General features: G+C 70.9%; 16 protein-coding genes and 1 pseudogene. 12 read left to right on the top strand and 5 right to left on the bottom strand.

Features of this window, described 5'->3' with window-relative positions; translation table 11 throughout:
• Positions 1 to 184: 184 nt before the first annotated feature.
• Positions 185 to 1,396 carry a helix-turn-helix domain-containing protein gene (locus V4Y04_RS10720; protein WP_332427298.1) on the bottom strand — a complete coding sequence of 404 codons (1,212 nt, stop codon included), beginning with the start codon at positions 1,394 to 1,396 and terminating at the stop codon, positions 185 to 187.
• A 293-nt stretch (positions 1,397 to 1,689) separates the two neighbouring features.
• Positions 1,690 to 2,135 (bottom strand): annotated as a pseudogene (gene tnpA / locus V4Y04_RS10715) (IS200/IS605 family transposase).
• A gap of 29 nt (positions 2,136 to 2,164) precedes the next feature.
• Here tnpA and V4Y04_RS10710 point away from each other — a divergent pair.
• Positions 2,165 to 3,409: an RNA-guided endonuclease InsQ/TnpB family protein gene (locus V4Y04_RS10710; RefSeq protein WP_332427297.1), complete on the top strand. Its 1,245-nt coding sequence runs from the start codon at positions 2,165 to 2,167 to the stop codon at positions 3,407 to 3,409.
• 13 nt (positions 3,410 to 3,422) lie between these two features.
• Here the strand turns inward: V4Y04_RS10710 and V4Y04_RS10705 are convergent, their stop codons facing one another.
• The 3 genes from V4Y04_RS10705 to V4Y04_RS10695 all read right to left on the bottom strand — a co-directional run bounded on the left by V4Y04_RS10705 (position 3,423) and on the right by V4Y04_RS10695 (position 6,787).
• Positions 3,423 to 4,364, bottom strand: a complete 942-nt coding sequence (locus V4Y04_RS10705) for a hypothetical protein (protein ID WP_332427295.1) — start codon at positions 4,362 to 4,364, stop codon at positions 3,423 to 3,425.
• A 62-nt stretch (positions 4,365 to 4,426) separates the two neighbouring features.
• Entirely contained in the window at positions 4,427 to 6,022 is a 1,596-nt protein-coding gene (locus V4Y04_RS10700; RefSeq protein ID WP_332427294.1) for a DUF6801 domain-containing protein, read from the bottom strand.
• A 129-nt stretch (positions 6,023 to 6,151) separates the two neighbouring features.
• Entirely contained in the window at positions 6,152 to 6,787 is a 636-nt protein-coding gene (locus V4Y04_RS10695; RefSeq protein WP_332427292.1) for a hypothetical protein, read from the bottom strand.
• A 715-nt stretch (positions 6,788 to 7,502) separates the two neighbouring features.
• Here V4Y04_RS10695 and V4Y04_RS10690 point away from each other — a divergent pair.
• Genes V4Y04_RS10690 through V4Y04_RS10640 form a run of 11 tightly spaced genes read left to right on the top strand, consistent with a single transcriptional unit; the run spans position 7,503 to position 18,816 of the window.
• Positions 7,503 to 8,510 (top strand): ABC transporter ATP-binding protein, encoded by a 1,008-nt coding sequence (locus tag V4Y04_RS10690; RefSeq protein ID WP_332427291.1) that lies wholly within the window; start codon positions 7,503 to 7,505, stop codon positions 8,508 to 8,510.
• Positions 8,507 to 9,271 (top strand): MlaE family ABC transporter permease, encoded by a 765-nt coding sequence (locus tag V4Y04_RS10685; RefSeq protein WP_332427290.1) that lies wholly within the window; start codon positions 8,507 to 8,509, stop codon positions 9,269 to 9,271. Before V4Y04_RS10690 ends, V4Y04_RS10685 begins: the two co-directional genes overlap by 4 nt.
• A 5-nt stretch (positions 9,272 to 9,276) precedes the next feature.
• On the top strand, positions 9,277 to 10,083 hold the full coding sequence (locus V4Y04_RS10680) for an MlaE family ABC transporter permease (protein ID WP_332427289.1): 807 nt from the start codon (positions 9,277 to 9,279) through the stop codon (positions 10,081 to 10,083).
• Position 10,084: 1 nt separating this feature from the next.
• A complete protein-coding gene (locus tag V4Y04_RS10675; RefSeq protein ID WP_332427288.1) occupies positions 10,085 to 11,338 on the top strand; it encodes an MCE family protein in 1,254 nt (417 codons plus the stop codon).
• A complete protein-coding gene (locus V4Y04_RS10670; RefSeq protein WP_332427287.1) occupies positions 11,335 to 12,393 on the top strand; it encodes an MlaD family protein in 1,059 nt (352 codons plus the stop codon). The genes V4Y04_RS10675 and V4Y04_RS10670 overlap by 4 nt, the downstream gene beginning before the upstream one ends.
• Positions 12,390 to 13,568: an MCE family protein gene (locus V4Y04_RS10665; protein ID WP_443079987.1), complete on the top strand. Its 1,179-nt coding sequence runs from the start codon at positions 12,390 to 12,392 to the stop codon at positions 13,566 to 13,568. The genes V4Y04_RS10670 and V4Y04_RS10665 overlap by 4 nt, the downstream gene beginning before the upstream one ends.
• Positions 13,565 to 14,644: an MCE family protein gene (locus V4Y04_RS10660; protein ID WP_332427286.1), complete on the top strand. Its 1,080-nt coding sequence runs from the start codon at positions 13,565 to 13,567 to the stop codon at positions 14,642 to 14,644. Before V4Y04_RS10665 ends, V4Y04_RS10660 begins: the two co-directional genes overlap by 4 nt.
• Complete coding sequence (locus V4Y04_RS10655; RefSeq protein ID WP_332427284.1) at positions 14,641 to 16,155, top strand: MlaD family protein; 1,515 nt, start codon at positions 14,641 to 14,643, stop codon at positions 16,153 to 16,155. Before V4Y04_RS10660 ends, V4Y04_RS10655 begins: the two co-directional genes overlap by 4 nt.
• Positions 16,152 to 17,468, top strand: a complete 1,317-nt coding sequence (locus V4Y04_RS10650; RefSeq protein ID WP_332427283.1) for an MlaD family protein — start codon at positions 16,152 to 16,154, stop codon at positions 17,466 to 17,468. Before V4Y04_RS10655 ends, V4Y04_RS10650 begins: the two co-directional genes overlap by 4 nt.
• Positions 17,465 to 18,016 (top strand): hypothetical protein, encoded by a 552-nt coding sequence (locus V4Y04_RS10645; RefSeq protein WP_332427282.1) that lies wholly within the window; start codon positions 17,465 to 17,467, stop codon positions 18,014 to 18,016. The genes V4Y04_RS10650 and V4Y04_RS10645 overlap by 4 nt, the downstream gene beginning before the upstream one ends.
• Positions 18,013 to 18,816, top strand: a complete 804-nt coding sequence (locus tag V4Y04_RS10640) for a hypothetical protein (protein WP_332427281.1) — start codon at positions 18,013 to 18,015, stop codon at positions 18,814 to 18,816. Before V4Y04_RS10645 ends, V4Y04_RS10640 begins: the two co-directional genes overlap by 4 nt.
• The last annotated feature ends 21 nt before the right edge of the window (positions 18,817 to 18,837 follow it).

The following is an 18,837-nucleotide window of genomic DNA, read 5'->3' as shown; positions in this document are numbered from 1 at the left end:
TGACGGGGCGACAGCGAGCGGCCCGTGCGTCCAGGCCCCGGCGGAACGGGCCGCACGGGCCGCACGGGTCGCACGCCGGTCTCCACCGCAGGCCCCCACCCCCGGACGCGGCGCCCGTCGTACCACCGCACGGTGCGTGGGCGCGCCGGCCCGGGCGACGGGGGAGGGGGCCGGCCGCGGGACGTCACTCCTGGCCGGCGCCGCCGCGCAGGTGGAGGGCGCGCAGGGCCGCTTCGAGCGCGAAGCGGCGATCGGGGTCGCTGAGGGTGTCGCCCAGGTAGCCGTCCAGGTTCCGCAGGCGGTAGCGGACGGTCTGGGCGTGGACGCCCAGTATCCCGCCGACCTGTTCGGCGGGTGCCCGGGTGGAGACGTGGACCCGGAGGGTCTCGACGAGCCGGTCGCGCCGGCTGGGGGACAGCCCGTCGAGGGGGGTCAGTTCGCGGGCGGCGAGGTGGTCGACGAGGGCGGGGTCGGAGAGCAGCCACAGGGTCGTCAGATGGTCCGCGCAGCGAATCAGCGGGGTGTCGGGCACGACACCGTCGTCGACGAGCTGGAGCACACGGCGGGCCCAGCGCACGGAGTCGGCGGTCTGCGCGAGCGGTACGGTCAGGCCCACCGCGGCGCGGGTGCCGGCCAGGGCCGTGCCCAGCATGGTGAGGCGCTGCGGGGTGAGGCTCCCGGGGACGAGCAGATGCGGCTGCGGGACGTCGAGGCCGGCGAGGACGTCGTCGTCGAGACCCGCCTGGATGTGGTGGGGCACCGGGGGGCGGAGGGCGACGAGGGTGCACTCCCGGGGCAGTTCCCAGGCGGCGGCCTCGCACAGTTCGGAGACGGTCGCCCGGGGCAGCGGCGGTGCGGCCAGGATCAGGTGCAACAGCTGTCTTCGTAACGCGGACACCTCGGACGCGCTCCGCTCCCGTACCTCCGCGTACCCCTCGCGGGTGATCGCCTCCAGCTCCTCGACGTATGCGAAGAGGGCGTCCGCGAAGGTGAGGACGAGGGAGGGGGAGAGGTTGTGCTGGCGTCCCACCGTCTTGGCTCGGCGCAGCGCGATGCGGGCGCCGAGCCGGTAGGCGCCCTGCAGGGTCTCCAGGTCACGGCCCTCGTAGGCCTCGACCCGGCCGAACCTGCGCAGTAGTTCGTCCCGCGGTTTCGAGCTCTGGCCGGGGTTGGCCACCCGGTCCACGAAGACGGCCAGCGTATGTTCCACGCCCTGGCGGATCGCGTCCCCGTCGGGGCCGTCGAACAGCCGGCCGTACACCGGGTAGGCGCGGGTGACCTCCGCCCGTATCTCGTTCAGCAGCCCCGGTAGTTCCGGCCGGATGAAGGCCGCGAACTGTCTGGGGAGGGGGCCGAGCGGTTCCCCGGCCTCCGGTGACCGTGTGATCGAGGGCATGAGCCACCCTTCGCTCTCAGATGTGTCCGGCGGGGTGGCCGGCCGGGCGCCGTTGTGCCGGAGGGCGAGTGACGTCCGGCCGGGTCCATGAGGTCACGCCGTTCTGGCACGCTGAAGCTAAATCAACTCGGTTGCCTTGTACACGCTTTGAGCAGAAGTGGCGTACGGCGGCACCGGCCGTCCGGTGGGACGGCCGGGAACCGCCGTTCGGTGGCTGTTACCGGGACTCTTGCAGAAGGCCCTGGCGTTCACGCCGGGGATGAATGCATCTCGACGCTGCTCTGACGTGCACTTCAGAGCGGACGTTTTTGCTGCTCGATGTACTGGCGGACGATCGCCAACGGTGCTCCGCCGCACGATGCGGAGAAGTACGAGGGCGACCACAGGTGCCCGTGCATGATGGCGCGGTTGATCCGGCCGGTGAACTCTCCCCCAGTCTTCGGCCGGGAGGTGCCCCCAGCCGTATCCGGCGGGCGGAGACTCCCTTGAGGCTGTTGACCAGCTTCGAGACGGCGACCTTGGGCGGGTGGTGCACCAGGAGGTGGACGTGATCGCGTTCGCCGTTGAACTCCTTCAGCTCTGCTTCGAAGTCCTCACAGACCTTGCGCGTGATCTCTTCGCAGCGCGTCAGCATCTCGTCGTTGAACACCCCGCGCCGGTACTTCGTCACAAAGACCACGTGCACACGCATCGCCGAAACGACATGCCTGCCACGCCTGTAGTCGTTCTGCCCCTCCATGAGATCAAATCGTAGTAGTGTCACGGTTTGTGCAGCTTCGCTACAACTACCGGGCCTACCCGGACACCGCCCAGCGCCGTGCGCTGGCCAGTGCGTTCGGGTGTGCCCGCGTGGTGTGGAACGACTGCCTGCGCGACCGGAAGGAAGCACACGCGGCGGGAGAGCCGTACGTGAAGTCGGCCGAACTGTCCCGGCTTCGCATCACCCAGGCCAAGCGCACTGAGGAACGCTCCTGGCTCGCCGACGTCTCCGCGGTCGTCCTGCAACAGTCCCTGCGAGACCTGGACACCGCCTACAAGAACTTCTTCGACTCGGTCAAGGGCAAGCGGCAGGGCCGCAAGGTCGGCCCGCCCCGCTACAAATCGAAGAAAGACACCCGGCAGTCGATCCGCCTGAACACCAACGCCTTCTCCCTGAAGAGCGACGGCACGGTGTACGTGGCCAAGGTCGGCGACCTCAAGGCCAGGTGGTCGCGCCGGCTTCCGGCCGCACCCACGTCCCTGACCATCACCAAAGACAGCTGCGGCCGGTACTTCCTCAGCTTCGTCGTGGACACCGAGCCGGACATCCTCCCGGACGTGGAGGCGGAGTCCGGTATCGACCTCGGCCTGTCCGCCTTCGCGGTCCTGTCCGACGGCAGCAAGATCGACAGTCCTCGCTTCCTGCGCCGGGCGGAGAAGAAGCTCAGGCGTCTTCAGCGGGAGCTGTCCCGCAAGGCCAAGGGATCGAAGAACCGGGCCAAGGCCCGCGTCAAGGTCGCACGCCAGCACGCCAAGGTGGCGGACCGGCGCCGGGACTTCCACCACAAGGCATCCACACAGATCATTCGCGACAACCAAGCGGTGTATGTGGAAGACCTCGCGGTGTCCGGCCTCGGGCGCACCCGGCTCGCCAAGTCCGTGCACGACGCGGGATGGTCCGCGTTCGTCGGCATGCTGGAGTACAAGGCGGCTCTGCACGGCCGCACCTTCGCCGAGGTGGACCGCGCTTTTCCGTCCTCTCAGGTCTGCTCGGCCTGCGGATTCAGGGACGGCCCCAAGCCCCTGCACGTCCGGAAGTGGACGTGCAGGGCCTGTGGCACCGTGCACGACCGCGACCACAACGCAGCCCGCAACGTCCTTTTCGAAGGACGCCGCATCGTCGCCGCCGGACGGGCAGAGACGCTAAACGCCTGTGGAGCGCCGGTAAGACGGGCACACGTGCCCGCACAGCGCGTTGAAGCAGGAAGCCCCCGGAAGGCTCAGACGAGCCAGGCCGGAATCCCTGGACTTTAGGCCAGGGAGCACGTCAATTGACGGCGGAGTGCCAGTTCTCCGCGAGCACCCTGCCGGCGTCGGGGGCGACGGTCCCGGGCGCGTTGAGGCCGGTGAGGCCGGTCCGGGTGCTGTTGAGAGTGAGGCTGTTGTGCCCCGAGGCGGAGGGCAGCCCGGTCTTCGCGTTGACCGCCGCGTTGATCAGGCCGACGTTCAGGCCGCAGCCGGTGGCCGCGGGGACCGCGAAGGTGCTGTCGTTCTGGGTGGCGCCGGTGAGGTTGATCCGGCTCATCTCACCGGCCTCGTCCAGGGTGCCGTCACCCTGGAAGAAGCTCATCCCGAACTCGGGGTAGTTGCGGTTCTCCGGGCGCAGGAGGATGGGGTTGGCGGCCGTTCCGACGTAGCACCTGCTGCCCAGGAGCGGGTTCTCCAGGTGGATGCGGACCGGGAGGGCGACGATCGGCAGGTCGGTGAGGATGCCCGCGGTCTGGTCGAAGGCGTAGGGCGCGCCGACGGACTCCATGGTGGCGGTGATCCTGTTGAGCGAGGAGTTGTCGAGCGACTTGCAGATGGCCGTGATCACCGGCATGTCGCTCGGACACATCAGGCCGAGCAGGCCGCCGGGAACGGTGGCGGGGTCGGCGACGAGCGCGCCGGAGGAGGGGGCGACCACGCTGCTGGTGCCGTCCGCGTTCTGCACGATGCCGAGCTGGAGGTCGGTCTTCCCGGTGACGACGGTGGTCTCGCCCAGTTTGATGGTGCCGCCGGCGGAGGTGGAGACCACGCACTGCGGGGTCTTCTCGAGGCCGTCCGCGGCCAGCATCGCGGGGGCGTTCACGGGGCAGCGGGTGAAGGGTGCCCACTCGCCGTTCAGCGCGGGGTCGGCGGCGGTGGCGGTGCCCATGGAGGCGAAGGCGCCGAGCGCGGTCAGCGCGGAGACGGTCGCGAGCCGGGTGCGGGTGGAGAGCAGGGGCATGGTGGGGCCTTCCGTGGAGGAGGGGCAGTGGCGAGAGGGGCAGTGGCGAGAGGGGGAGCGGCTCAGCGTTCGGGAACGGGGATCACGTGCGGCTGCAGGTCGCCGGTGCACTGGGGTGCGTTGAACTCGTCTCCGAACACCGGATTGGCGATGCTGCAGGTCTGGCCCTGGACCTGCTTGATCTGGTTGCCGGGACCGGAGACGGAGGCGGTGAGGAGGCGGTCGAGGTTCTCGCCGCCGGCGCCGCAGCCGGTGAAGGCCGGGACGGTCGCCTCACCGGACAGGACACCGCCGGACAGGAGCAGGTAGCCGGTGGCCGGCATGCCGAGGTCCTGCTCGCCCCTGCCGTACAGCACCAGGTGGTCACCGGGATGGTGCGCGGGATCCGGCTCTACGGAGGTGAGGGACTTCTCGGTCCTGCAGCCGGGGCCGACGTCCAGAGGGGTTCCGTTGACCTCGAGGTCGGTCACATGGAGGGTCAGTGGAGCCCGGACGTAGGTGTCCGTGATCGTTCTGAAGTCGGACCAGCGCAGCTTGATGCGCGAGTGGATGGTGATGGGGCCCGTCTGCTTCAGCACCATGGTGGCTTTCACGGGAGTGAAGCCGAAAGCCAGGAAGGTGCTCTCGAAGGGAGGCGTCTCCTTGCGTCCCTCGTAGTGGAAGTCGGCGTACGACACGGTGTCGAAGACGAGGTGGTCCGGGTCGGCAGGGCCGTCCACGGGGTTCCCCTGTTCGATCAGCATGCAGGACGCCGGCAGGTACGAGGCGGCGTCCAGCTTCTTCACGTTGGTGTAGCCCGTGGCGTAGGCGTTCAGCGACGACGACGTGGCCGGGTGCTCGTCGTCGTAGAGGCACGGCGGTGCGTCACGGTCCGCGGCGGCGCCGGGCGAGGTCTCCGCCACCCTCGGCGCGCGGTCCCCCTGTCGGTCCTCCGGTTCGTCCGGTGTCCCGGAGGAGGGGCCCGGTGTCCCGGGGGAGGGATCGGGGGAGGGATCGGACGAGGACGGCGAGCCGTTCGGCTCCGCCGTGTCCGTACCGACCGGCACGGTGGCCAGCGGCCCTTTCGCCGGCGCGCCTTCGGCGGGGGAGCAGTCGACGGTCAGCGTCCCGGGACCGGTGGTGTCCTCGTCCGCGGTGCCGAGCGACAGGTCGACGGCGAGGTTCCCGGCGGAGAACGTCAGCTCGCCTTCGCTCTGCCCGGTCACCGACGGGACGTCACCCGTCGCGGTCAGCGTCAGCGGTCCGGACACGGGAAGGGTGACCGGTTCCGCGGTGCCGCGCCAGGTCGCCTCGGCCGTGGCCTCGTTCTGGGCGACGCCGACGGTGAGGCGGGTGGCTGCCCGCGCGGTGGTGGCCTCGAGCGCGGTGAGGTCCGTGACCGCCTCCGCCGGGAGTTCCACGGTGGTGGTGACATCGGTGGGCGAGAACGCCTCGCCCGCCTTCGCCCGGTCCGGGAAGTCCGCCGAGATCCGTACCGTCGCGGGCCGCTCTCCCGAGGGGAGCGCACAGACGTAGGGAAGTTCGGTGTCGACCTCCTGGGTGCCCGCGGCGGAGGCCGCGGCCGGAACCATGGCGGCGAGCACGACGAACGCGGCGATCGCCGCGCTCCTGGCGCGGACGCGGGACGGCCGGGACGTGACGGTACGGGTGTCTCTCAACGCTGCTCCGCTCGAGTCGTTCGGAACCTGGAACCTGGAACCGACCGCCGGTATCGGCGAGGTCCGGCACGCACGGTCCGCGTCCGCCCGGCCGGAATGCCGGCCGGGCGGACGCGGACCGGTGGCGCCTTACGGGTTGCTGCCGACGATCTTCGGGATGGTGCCGTTCGACGCCTTGATGGCGTAGTTGCCCTTGAAGGTGGGCTTGGTGGTGGGCGTGACCACCGCGCCGCAGTTGACGGGGGCGGGGCTGGAGCTGACGGCCAGGTCGCCGGAGACGCTGTTGACGGCCAGGATGCCGGTGGAGTTGGTGTAGGTGGCCGAGGCCTTGCCCGTCACCGTGAACTTGCAGGCGCCGGCGGTCACGTTGGCCGTGACGTTGCCGACGTAGCCCTTGGTGACGCCGGTCGCGGCGGTGTAGTCCTGCGCGACGACGGTCCACGGGGTGACCGCCACCGTGGTGACGTTGCCCAGGACGCTGGTGCACGGGGAGCCGGCGGTGCCGAAGTTGATGGCGTTGATGGCGGCGACGGTGGCCGGGTTGCCCGTGGTGCTCGCCATGGTGCCCGACGCGCTCGAGGTGGTGCAGGTCATCGGGATGGTGGCGGTCAGCACGATGTTGCTGCTGTTCGTCGCCGTGTAGCTGCCCGACGGGGTGACGGTCCAGGTGGTGGAGGGCACCGCCGAGGCGGGCGCGGCGACGAGACCGAAGGCGGCCGCGGCCGCACCCGCCACGACTGCGAACCTTCTCGTGTTCTTCTTCATGACGTCAGGACTCCTTGTGGATTGGCCGGCAGAGGTGGGCCGTGGCCGGTCGATCGAGGGAAGGCCGTGCGGCCCGCGGCTCGGTGTTCCCTGTCCGCGGGAAATGACGTTACTCGCGGGAAACTTAGCCGAACAATGCCGTTGTTCATGATTCTTTTGAAAGTGGAAACATCTGTGTCCGGGGTGAGTGGTGCACAGGTCTTTTTAGTCATGGGCTGTCAATGTCGACGTTTCGTCCGGCGGGACGTGATCTCGCCGGTCGCCGCCCGCCGCCGAGCGGCCCTGCTCACCCGATGACAATTTCCGGGGCGTTTTTAGCTGCGCGCTGACAGGTTCCGGATGGCTGAAGTGGGTATCCCGGAAAACTCGGATCCCGGTATTGCCCGCCGAGGTTACTGGGCCGTAACGTGCCGGTGCGGTGCTCGGCTCCAGGTCGGTGGCCCCCGTCGGCCGGAGCCGCGGCGGATGCTTTCCGGCCTCACCCTCCCACCGGGCCCGGACGTCCGTAGGCAGGGTCTCGCGGATCCGCACCCCCGGAGCCGCGGGACCCTGCCCCTGTCTCCCCGGAGACAAGTGCGGCCGGGCGGGTTGTCTGCGCGGTGACAAGTTCCGGAAAGGGGAGGGGAATCCGGCGCCGCGCCCGTTGTCATGACGCTCCGCACCGACTTAACGTGCGCCCGCAGCGCACATCAGACCTGCGTCCGCTGGAGGTGATATGGGAATCGAAGTGGTGGTCGAGGGCCTGACCAAGTCCTTCGGTAAGCAGAGTATCTGGCGGGACGTGACACTCACTCTTCCTGCCGGAGAGGTGAGCGTGATGCTGGGACCGTCCGGCACCGGGAAGACCGTTTTCCTGAAGTCGCTCATAGGGCTGCTCAAACCCGAGCAGGGCCGTGTCCTCATCAACGGGGTGGACATGGTGAACAGTCCCGAGAGGGATATCTACGAGACCCGGAAACTGTTCGGTCTCATGTTTCAGGACGGGGCCCTCTTCGGGTCGATGTCCCTCTTCGACAACATCGCCTTCCCGCTGCGCGAGCACACCCGCAAGAAGGAGTCCGAGATCCGCCGCATCGTCATGGAGCGGATCGAGATCGTCGGACTGCTGGGCGCGGAGGGCAAGCTGCCGGGGGAGATCAGCGGCGGCATGCGCAAGCGGGCCGGCCTGGCCCGCGCGCTCGTGCTGGACCCGCAGATCGTCCTGTGCGACGAACCGGACTCCGGGCTCGACCCGGTCCGCACCGCCTACCTCTCCCAGCTGCTGATCGACCTGAACGCGCAGATCGACGCGACGATGCTGATCGTCACCCACAATCTCGACATCGCCGCCACCGTGCCCGACAACATGGGGATGCTCTTCCGGCGCGAGCTGGTCACCTTCGGCCCGCGCGAGGTGCTGCTCACCAGCGAGGAGCCGGTCGTGGCCCAGTTCCTCGACGGCCGGCGCGAGGGACCCATCGGGATGTCCGAGGAGAAGGACGCGGCGACCCTCGCCGCCGAGGCGGGCACCGCCGCCGCCGAGGTCCGGCCCCGCAGGATCGTCCCGCAGCTGGAGCCCTCGCCCGGCCTCCCGCCGCGCCGGGCCGTCGCCCGACGGCGCGAACGAGTCATGGGCATGCTCGACCGGTTGCCGCCCGCCGCGCGCTCCGCCATCCGGGAGACCTCCACGCACCCCGCCCAGGCACCCACGTTGCCGATGCCCGCCACCGGGAGCAGCGCATGATCACCGGCGCGCTGCGGCAGACCGGCCGGCTCTTCGCGCTCACCGCCGAAGTGAGCCGCGCCGTCTTCCGAAGACCCTTCCAGTTCCGCGAGTTCGTCGAACAGTTCTGGTTCATCGCGGGCGTCACCATCCTGCCCGCCGCCCTCGTCTCGATCCCCTTCGGCGCCGTCATCGCCCTCCAGGTCGGCTCCCTGACCCGGCAACTGGGAACCCAGTCGTTCACCGGAGGCGCCAGCGTCCTCGCCGTCGTCCAGCAGGCGAGCCCGCTCATCGTCGCCCTGCTCATCGCCGGCGCCGGCGGCTCCGCCATCTGCGCCGACCTCGGCTCCCGCAAGATCCGCGAGGAACTCGACGCCATGGAGGTCATGGGCGTCTCGCCCGTGCAACGCCTGGTCGTGCCCCGGGTGCTGGCCACCATGGGCGTGGCGGTCCTGCTCAACGGCCTGGTCTCCGTCGTCGGCACCCTCGGCGGCTTCTTCTTCAACGTCGTCCTGCAGGGCGGCACCCCCGGCGCCTACCTGGCCGGCTTCTCCGCCCTCGCCCAGCTCTCCGACCTGTACATCAGCGAACTCAAGGCGCTGGTCTTCGGGTTCATCGCGGGCATCGTCGCCGCCTACCGGGGCCTCAACCCGCGCGGCGGCCCCAAGGGCGTCGGCGACGCCGTCAACCAGTCCGTCGTCATCACCTTCCTGCTGCTCTTCTTCGTCAACATGGTGATGACGGCCGGCTACCTCCAGATCGTCCCGCCGAAGGGAGGCTGAGCGCGATGGCCTCCCCGCTCGCCCTGCTCGACCGCGCCGGCGACCAACTGCTCTTCTACACCCGGGCCCTGGTCTGGATCCCGCGGACCCTGCACCGCTACCTCAGGGAGGTGCAGCGCCTCCTCGCCGAGGTCGCCTTCGGCACCGGAGGCCTCGGCGTCGTCGGCGGCACCGTCGGCGTGATGATCGCGATGACGCTCTTCACCGGAACCGTCGTCGGACTCCAGGGCTACGCGGCCCTCGACCAGATCGGCACGGCCGCGTTCACCGGATTCGTCTCCGCCTACTTCAACACCCGCGAGATCGCCCCGCTCGTCGCCGGACTCGCCCTCTCCGCGACCGTCGGCGCCGGCTTCACCGCCCAGCTCGGCGCCATGCGCATCAACGAGGAGGTCGACGCCCTCGAGGGCATGGGCATCCGCTCCATGCCCTACCTGGTCACCACCCGCATCATCGCCGGCGTCGTCGCCATCGTCCCGCTCTACGCGATCGGGCTGCTCTCCTCCTACGTGGCGTCCCGCTACGTGACCGTCCTGTTCAACGGCCAGTCCCGGGGCACCTACGACCACTACTTCAACCTCTTCCTCTCGCCCACGGACGTCCTGCTCTCCGTGCTGAAAGTGCTGATCTTCAGCGTGATGGTGATCCTGGCCCACTGCTACTACGGCTACCGCGCCTCGGGCGGCCCCGCCGGTGTCGGCATCGCGGTCGGCCGGTCCGTGCGCAACGCCATCGTGCTGATCAGCGTCACCGACTTCTTCCTGTCGCTCGCCCTGTGGGGCGCGACCACGACCGTGAAGGTGGCGGGGTGACATGAGCGGACGACGAGGCGCGACACTGGGCCGCCGTTGTGCCGGGGTGGCGTACCTGCTGGTGCCCGCCCTGCTGATCTGGCTGGCCGTCGCCGTCTACGACAAGCGGTTCACCGACTCCGACCCGGTGGTCGTCGAGACCGGCAGCGTCGGCAACGAGATGCACCCGGGCGCCGAGGTCAAACTGCGCGGTGTCGTCGTCGGCGAGGTCCGCTCCATCGACACCCACGGCGACGGCGCCCGGCTGACCCTCGCCATGAAGCCCGGCACCCTGGACCGGGTACCGGACGACGTCCGCGCCCAGATGCTGCCGACCACCCTGTTCGGCGAACGGTTCGTGGCCCTCGTACCGTCCGAGAACCCCTCGCCCCGGCCGCTGGCCGCCGGAGCCGTCATCCCCCAGGACCGCTCCGAGAACGCCGTCGAGCTCCAGCAGGTCCTCGACAACGTCCTGCCGATGCTCACCGCGGTCCAGCCGCAGAAGCTCTCCGCCACCCTGTCGGCCGTCTCGCAGGCCCTGGAGGGTCGCGGCGACCGGCTCGGCGACACGCTCGGCGTGCTCGACGACCACCTGCGGAAGTTCAACCCCCACCTGCCCACCCTCAACCGGGACCTCAGACAGCTCGTGAAGGTCGGCCACGTCTACGCGGACGCCGCACCCGACATCATCACGGCGCTCACCGACTTCACCACCACCAGCGGCACCCTCGCCGAGCAGGAGGCCGACCTCGCCGGCACCCTCGGCGCCACCACCCGCACGGCCGAGGACATGACGGCCTTCCTGCGCAAGAACGAGGACACCGTCATCCGCCTCAGCGCCACCGGCAGGCCCACCCTGGAACTGCTCGCCGAGTACTCCGGCTCCTTCCCCTGCACCCTGCGCACCCTCGCCGAGTTCGTGCCCGCCATGGACAAGGCGCTCGGCAAGGGCACCGACCGGCCCGGCATCCACGTCGACGTCACCACCGTCCCCTCGCGCGGCGCCTACGTCCCCGGCCGCGACACCCCGGCGTACGACTCCGGCGGCGGCCCCCGCTGCTATCCGGTGCCCTACCTCGGCGCGTCCGCCGCACCCGCCGCCCGTGCGTCCGCCGGGACGGGCGAGGACCTCGGCCCCGCCAACTCCCCGCAGGAGAACGCCCTCGTCAACGAACTGCTCGCGCCCGCCGCAGGCCGGAGCCCCGCGGACCTGCCCGACTGGAGCAGCCTGCTCGTCGGGCCCGTCTACCGCGGCACGGAGGTGACCCTCGGATGACCACCCCGGACCACGCGCACACCCGGCGCCGCCCGCTGACCGGGCCGCTGCTCAAGTCCCTCGTCTTCGTCCTGGTCACCGCCCTCGCCACGGCCGTGCTCGGCCTCAGCGTCGCCAACACCGGCGTGGGCTCCGACACCCACAGCTACAAGGCCCTGTTCACCGACGTCACCGGGCTCGTCGACGGCGACAGCGTGCGGATCTCCGGGGTGAAGGTCGGCGAGGTGACCGATGTGCGCGTCGTGCAGCGACGCACCGCGCAGGTCACCTTCACCGTCCGCGACGACCGCCGGCTGCCCCGGTCGGCCACCGCCGCCGTGAAGTACCTCAACATGGTCGGCCAGCGCTACGTCGCCCTCGACCGCGGCAGCGGCACCCTCGCCGGCACCCTCGACGAGGGCGCCACCATCCCGCTCGACCGCACCGCGCCCGCCCTCGACCTGACCCTGCTCTTCAACGGGTTCAAGCCGCTGTTCGAAGGACTGTCCCCGAAGGACGTCAACGAACTCGCCGGATCGATCGTGCAGGTGCTCCAGGGCGAGGGCGCCACCGTCGACAGCCTGATCCGCCACGTCGGCTCGCTCAGCACCACCGTCGCCGCCAAGGACAAGGTGATCGGCCAGGTCGTCGACAACCTCAACACCGTCCTGAAGACCCTCAACGACCGCGAGGCCGGCTTCGACGACCTCGTCGACACCCTGCAGGACCTCGTCACCGGCTTCAACGAGGACCGCAAGCCCCTCGGCGAAGCGGTCGAGGCCATGGGCGACCTCACCACCGTCACCGCCGGCCTCCTCGAGGACGGACGCGCGCCCCTCAAGCAGGACATCCGTGAACTGGGCCGGCTCTCGACGGGCCTGGGCGAACACACCCCGCAGATCGAGGACTTCCTCGACCGGACCCCCGCCAAGATGACCGCACTGGCCCGCCTGTCCTCCTACGGATCGTGGCTCAACCTCTACCTCTGCGAGGCCCGCGTGAGCGGAGTGACCACCTCCGACGGCTCCGAGCCGCCGACCGGCATCACGATCACCGAATCGAGGTGCCAGGGATGAGGCCCTTCACACGACGCGGCGGAAGCGACGAGGCAGGCAAGGCGGAGAAGGCGGAGAGGGCCGAGGAAGCGGAGAGCGCCGAGAAGGCAGGCAAGGCGGAGAAGGCGGAGAGGGCCGGGAAGGCGGTGGCCGGGCCCCGGCGCCCGCGCATCAGACCGGTCAAGGAACGCGACCCCGTCGCCGTGGCCGTCGTCGGTCTGCTCGGCTTCGCCCTGCTCGCCGCCCTCGTCTACCACGTGGACCGGCTGCCGCTCGGCGGCGGCACCTCCTACAGCGCCGACTTCTCCGAGGCGGCCGGCCTCGAGGAGGGCGACGAGGTGCGCATCGCCGGCGTCAAGGCCGGCCTGGTCACCGGCGTCGGGCTCGACGGCGCCAAGGTGAAGGTCACCTTCGAGGTCGAGGACGCCTGGCTCGGCGACCGGACGACCGCCGCCATCGCCATCAAGACCCTCCTCGGCGACAAGTACCTGGCACTCGACCCGCTCGGCTCCGCCCGGCAGGACCCCGGCAGCCGCATCCCGCTGTCCCGCACCACCTCCCCCTACGACGTGACGCAGGCGTTCCAGGATCTCAGCGGCACCGTCGACGCCATCGACACACAAAAACTCGCGGAGAGCTTCGAGACCCTCTCCGACACCTTCAAGGACTCCCCGCCCCACGTGCGGAAAGCCGCCGGCGGTCTGTCCGCGCTGTCGAAGTCAGTCTCCGAACGGGACACGGAACTCTCCGAACTCCTCAAGGGCAGCGCCACGTTCACCAAGTCCCTGCAGAACAAGGAGTCCAGCTTCGAGACGCTGCTGGAGGACGGCGGCTCCCTGCTCGGCGAACTCCAGGACCGCCGTGACGCCATCCGCGCCCTCCTCAAGGGCAGCAGAAAGCTCGGCGCCGAACTCAGCGGCCTCGTCGACGACAACGAGAAGCAGCTCGGCCCCACCCTCAAGGCCCTCGGCCGGGTCACCGGCGTCCTGGAGAAGAACAACGCCCAGCTCGGCAAGACCCTCGCGCTGGCCGGACCGTACTACCGCCTCGTCGGCAACACCCTGGGCAACGGCCGCTGGTTCGACAGCTACCTGTGCGGTGTCGTCCCTCGTGACTACCTGCCCGAGACGTCCTTGCCCGAGACCGGATGCCTGCCGCCGAAACAGACGGCGGCCCAGGGGAACGGTGAACGATGAGCAGACGCAGAAAAGTCCTCACCGGCGTGCTCGCCCTCGCCGTGCTCGCCGCCGGCGGGCTGACCGCCGTGAAGGTCCTCGACTCCGAAGGCACCCGCGTCACCGCCTACTTCGACCGCGCCGTCGGCATCTACGCCGGGTCCGACCTGCGCATTCTCGGGGTGCGGGCCGGCGAGGTGGAGTCGGTGCGGCCGCAGGGCACCACGGTGCGCGTCGGCCTCCTCCTGGACGAGGGCGTGAAGGTCCCCGAGGGGGCGAGGGCCGTCGTCGTCGCACCGAGCGTCGTCGCCGACCGCTATGTGCAGCTGACCCCCGCCCACGGTTCGGGGCCCGCCCTCGCCGAAGGTGCCGTACTGCCCGCCTCCCGCAACCGCACCCCCGTCGAGATCGACCAGCTCTACGACTCGGTCACCGAACTCTCCGAGGCCCTCGGCCCGGACGGCGCCAACTCCGCCGGCGCGCTGTCCGACCTGCTGACGACCGGCGCCGCCAACCTCGACGGCAACGGCGAGACCATCGGCACGAGCATCGAGGAGTTCGGCAAGGCGGCCAAGACCCTCGACGGCAGCAGCGGCGACCTGTTCAGCACGCTCAGCCGGCTCCAGACCTTCACCACCATGCTGAAGGACAAGGACACCGACGTACGCACCGCGCAGGAACGCCTGGACGAGGTCGTCACCTTCTTCGCCGACAACAAGGACGACCTCACCGGCGCGCTCGAGGAACTCGGCACCGCCCTCGGCCAGGTCAAGACCTTCATCGAGGACAACCGGGGCGAGCTGAAGAAGAACGTCGACCGGCTCGTCCCCGTCACCCGGACCCTCGTCGAGCAACGGGCCTCCCTCGCCGAGGCGCTGGACGTGGCACCGCTGGCCGCGGGCAACCTCGTACGCGCCTACAACCCCGACACCCGCACCATCGACGGCCGCGCCGACCTCAACGAGATCAGCATGGGCGGACCACTGCTGCCCCTGCCCGCGGCGGGCGGCCCGGCCACGGGCGGCAGCGGGGCGACGGGCGGCAGCGGGGCCGGGAGCGACGGCGGGGCCGCGGCCTCCGGGAAGGGGGAGCGATGAAGGGAGCGGGCAAGCGCGGCGCACGGCGCGCCGCCCCGGCAGCCGACGGGATCAAGCGCGGCGTGCTCACCACGGGCGGCGCGGTCGGCCTCACCCTGGGCGGACTGATCGCCCTCGGCCTCGGCTTCACCCTGGCCCTCGGCGCGACCACCACCGGCCTCCCGAGCTTCGACGGCATCGAGGACCTGCCGCTGCCCGGTGGCGCCTACCTCGGCGACCACCCCTACACCGTCACCGCGGAACTCCACGACGTACTCAGTCTGGTCCCGCAGTCCGCGGTGAAGGTCAACGACGTCGCCGTCGGCCGGGTCACCGCCATCGAACTCGGCCACGACGACTGGTCGGCCCGCGTCACGATGAGGATCAACGGCGAGGTGCGGCTGCCCGCCGACGCCACCGCCCGGCTCGAACAGTCCAGCCTGCTGGGCGAGAAGTACGTCCAACTCGTCGCACCCGCCAAGGAATCCGGCAGCAAGGCCGGAACAGGGACCGGAACAGGGACCGGAACAGGGACCGGAACCGGAAGGCTGGAGGACGGCGGGGTCATCCCGGTCTCCCGCACCAGCCGCGACACCGAGGTCGAGGAGGTGTTCGGCGCGCTGTCCCTGCTCCTCAACGGCGGCGGCGTCAACCAGCTCAAGACCATCACTCAGGAGCTCAACGCGGCGCTCGGCGGCCGTGAACCCGAGGTCCGCTCCGTACTGAAGCGGGTCGACACCCTGGTGACCGAACTCGACGACAACCGGGGCGACATCACCGACGCCCTCGACGCCGTCCACCGGCTCTCCGCGACCATCGCCACCCGCAAGGACGACGTCGGCACCGTCCTCACCGACCTCTCGCCCGGACTGAAGACACTCGAGAAGCAACGCGGCTCCCTGCTCACCATGCTGCGCTCCCTCGACACCCTCTCCGGCGTCGCCGTCTCCACCATCGACGCGAGCAAGGACGACATGATCGCCGACCTCAAGGCCATCGCGCCGACCCTGAAGGCGCTCGCGGACGCGGGCACGGACCTGCCCGACTCGCTCCAGGTACTGCTGACGTACCCGTTCACCGACGAGGTGCTGCGGGGGGTGAAGGGCGACTACCTCAACGTGTACCTGAACATGACCGCCGCCCCCGGCACCCAGGTGATCCCGCCCCTGGTGCCGCAGACCACGGCCTCCCCCTCCGCCCCGGCGGACGGCGGACCGGCGGCGGCCGGGGCGGGACCGTCCTCCAGGAAGGCCGGTGAAGGAGAGGAGTCCGGCCGGGGACAGGAGCCGTCCCCGTCGCCGGGAACACCGTCGCCGGGAACACCGTCGTCGGGAACACCGTCGTCGGGAACGCCGTCGTCGGGGCGGCCCGCACCGGAGCACTCGCCCCCGCTGCCCCTGCCCTCCGTCCCCGCCACGGCTTCCGCCCCCGCCTCCGCCCCCGCCTCCGCCCCCGCCTCCGCCTCCGCTTTCGGCACCGCCTCCGGGACGCCGGCGGACCCGGCGGCCACGCGGGGAGGTGCGTCCGGTTGATCACCCTCGCCGTACGGCTGAAGAACCTCGCCTTCCTCCTCGTCGCCGTCCTCGCCCTCTCGTTCCTCGGCATCCGCTACGCCGACCTCGGCCGGCACATCGGCGTCGCCGACCACTACACCGTCGACGTGCTGCTCCCGCGCACCGGCGGCCTGTTCACCCACTCCGACGTCACCTACCGGGGCGTCTCGGTGGGACGGGTCGGCCCGATCGGCCTCACCGCCGACGGCGTCGTCGCCGAACTCCGCATCAAGAAGTCCGCCCCGCGCATCCCCGCCGACACCCGCGCGGTGGTCGCCGGACTCTCCGCCGTGGGCGAGCAGTACATCGACCTGCGGCCCGAGAGCGACGGCGGCCCCTACCTCGCCGAGGGCACCCGCATCGAAGAGACCGACACCCAGGTCCCCGCCCCCGTCACCGACGTCCTCAGCAGCGTGAACGCCCTCGCCGCCTCCGTACCGCTCGAAGACCTGCGCACGGTCGTGGACGAGTTCGGCAAGGCCTTCGAGGGCCACGGCGACGACCTCGAGGTCCTGCTCGAGAGCGGCAGCGGCTTCGTGGAGGCCGCCGACCGCAACCTGCCGTCCACCACCCGGCTCATCACCGACGGCGAGACCGTCCTGCGCACCCAGGCCGAAGAGGCACAGGCCATCCGCGACTTCGCCACCGGAGCGGAGGAACTGGCCCGCGCCCTCAAGGGCTCCGACGCCGACCTGCGCCGCCTGCTGACCGTCACCCCCGAAGCCGCCACCCAGGTCAGCGGCGTCCTGCGGGACCTCGACCCGAGCCTCGGCGTCGTCCTCGCCAACCTGCTCACCACCTCCGAGATCGCCGTCACCCGGCAGCGCGGCACGGAGGAGTTCCTGGTGAAGTTCCCGGCGGCCGTCGCCGCCGGGGCCACCGCCGTCGACGGAGGAAAGCTGAACTTCGGCATGGCCGTCACCTTCTTCAACCCCCTGCCCTGCACCGCCGGATACGGCGCCACCCGCTACCGCAACGGGCTCGACCTCGGCACCACGCCCGCCCTCAACACCGGCGCGGCCTGCACCGCCTCCGCCACGGACGGGGTCAACGTGCGCGGCTCGGCGAACGCTCCGAAGGGCGGCCCGGTACCCGAACCGGCCAAGCCCGGCACCCTGCCCTCCGGCAGCGGCTCCGACGGGAACCACAGCGGCGGCAGCGGCAGCGACGGCGGGGCGAGGACGGCCGGTACGGCCACGCTCCCCGGCGCCCTCGCCCTGCCCGGCCAGGACGGCGAGGCACCCGAGGACATGACGGCCCTGCTCACCCCGGCCACCGGGAGCACCCGATGAGGCGGACCCGCATCCTCACCGGCGTCGGGCTCGCACTGGCGCTCGGCTTCTGCGGCACCGGCGCGTGGACCTATGCCCAGGCACGCACCGACGACGCGCTCGCCTACGGCAGGGAGCGCGACCGGGCGCTCGCCGACGGACGCAAGGGCGTCGCCGTACTCACCACACTCGACGCCTCCACCCGGCAGCGGGCCGAGAAGGGCATAGCGTCCTGGCGCGCCGCCTCCACCGGTCCCCTGCGCGAGGAACTGGGCGGCACCGAGGCCAAGACGGGTGCCTCGGCGCGCGGCACGGTCACCGAGGCCGCCGTCACCGCCCTCGACACCCGCACCGGCACGGCCAAGCTCATCACCACCGTCCGGGTCGAGATCACGCCCGCCGGGACGAAGCAGCCGGCCACCGACCGCAAAAGGCTGGAGGTGGTTCTGGCCCGCACGGACGAGGGGGAGTGGAAGGTGAGAGCCCTGAGCGCGGTGCCGGTCACGGGGGAGAGGACGGCACGGGACGCGGGAGAGACCTCCGAGGAGAAGGAGGGCAGCGGCCGATGACGCCGACCCCGATGCCGCCCCCGATGCTGACCCGGCTGCTGCGCAGGGGCAGACGGACCGAGCCCGACGGAACTCCCGCGCCGGACGTGCTGGGCGCGCCGGATGTGTCGGGCACGTCGGGCACGTCGGGCACGTCGGATGTATCGGGTACGCCGGGCACGCGGAACGTACCGGGCGCGCCGGATGCGCCGGGCGCGCCGGATGTGGCAGACGTACAACCCGCTACGGAAGCCGGGGAGTCGGAAGCCGCTCCGGAGCCGGCAGGCACGACACGCGACGCCCGCTCCGGCCGCATCCCCGCCGGACGCCTTCGACGGGCCGCCCTCGCCGGATCCGCCGCCCTGCTTCTCGTCGCCGGCTGCGGTTTCTTCTACGGCGCCCATCAGCTGCGGTCGGCACCGCCCGTCCGCAACCAGGCGCTCACCGACACCGAGGCCACCACCCGTGTCGCCGGTGAGGTCGGCCATGCCCTCGCGCGGGCCTTCTCCTACACACCGGACGGCACCGCGGCCGCCGAACGTTCCGCGCGCACCGCCCTCAGCGGCCGCGCCGCCCGCCAGTACCAGGCCCTCTTCGACCAGGTCCGCGAGGACCTCACCGAACAGCACGTCACCCTGAGCACCCGGGTCGCCCGCACCGGAGTGATCGAACTCGACGGCGGGAAAGCACGTCTGCTGGTCTTCCTCGACCAGACCTCCCACCGCGGCAAGGACACGGCCACCACCGCTGCGGCCCAACTCACCGTCACGGCACGGCTCGTGGACGACCAGTGGCGGATCACCGACATCAAGGCCCGCTGACCGTGCGCGGGAGAACGGAGC

This window comes from Streptomyces sp. P9-A2 (genome assembly GCF_036634175.1).
Lineage (GTDB): Bacteria > Actinomycetota > Actinomycetes > Streptomycetales > Streptomycetaceae > Streptomyces > Streptomyces pratens.
Note: the sequence above shows the minus strand (reverse complement) of the source record. Positions and strands in the feature narration are given on the sequence as shown.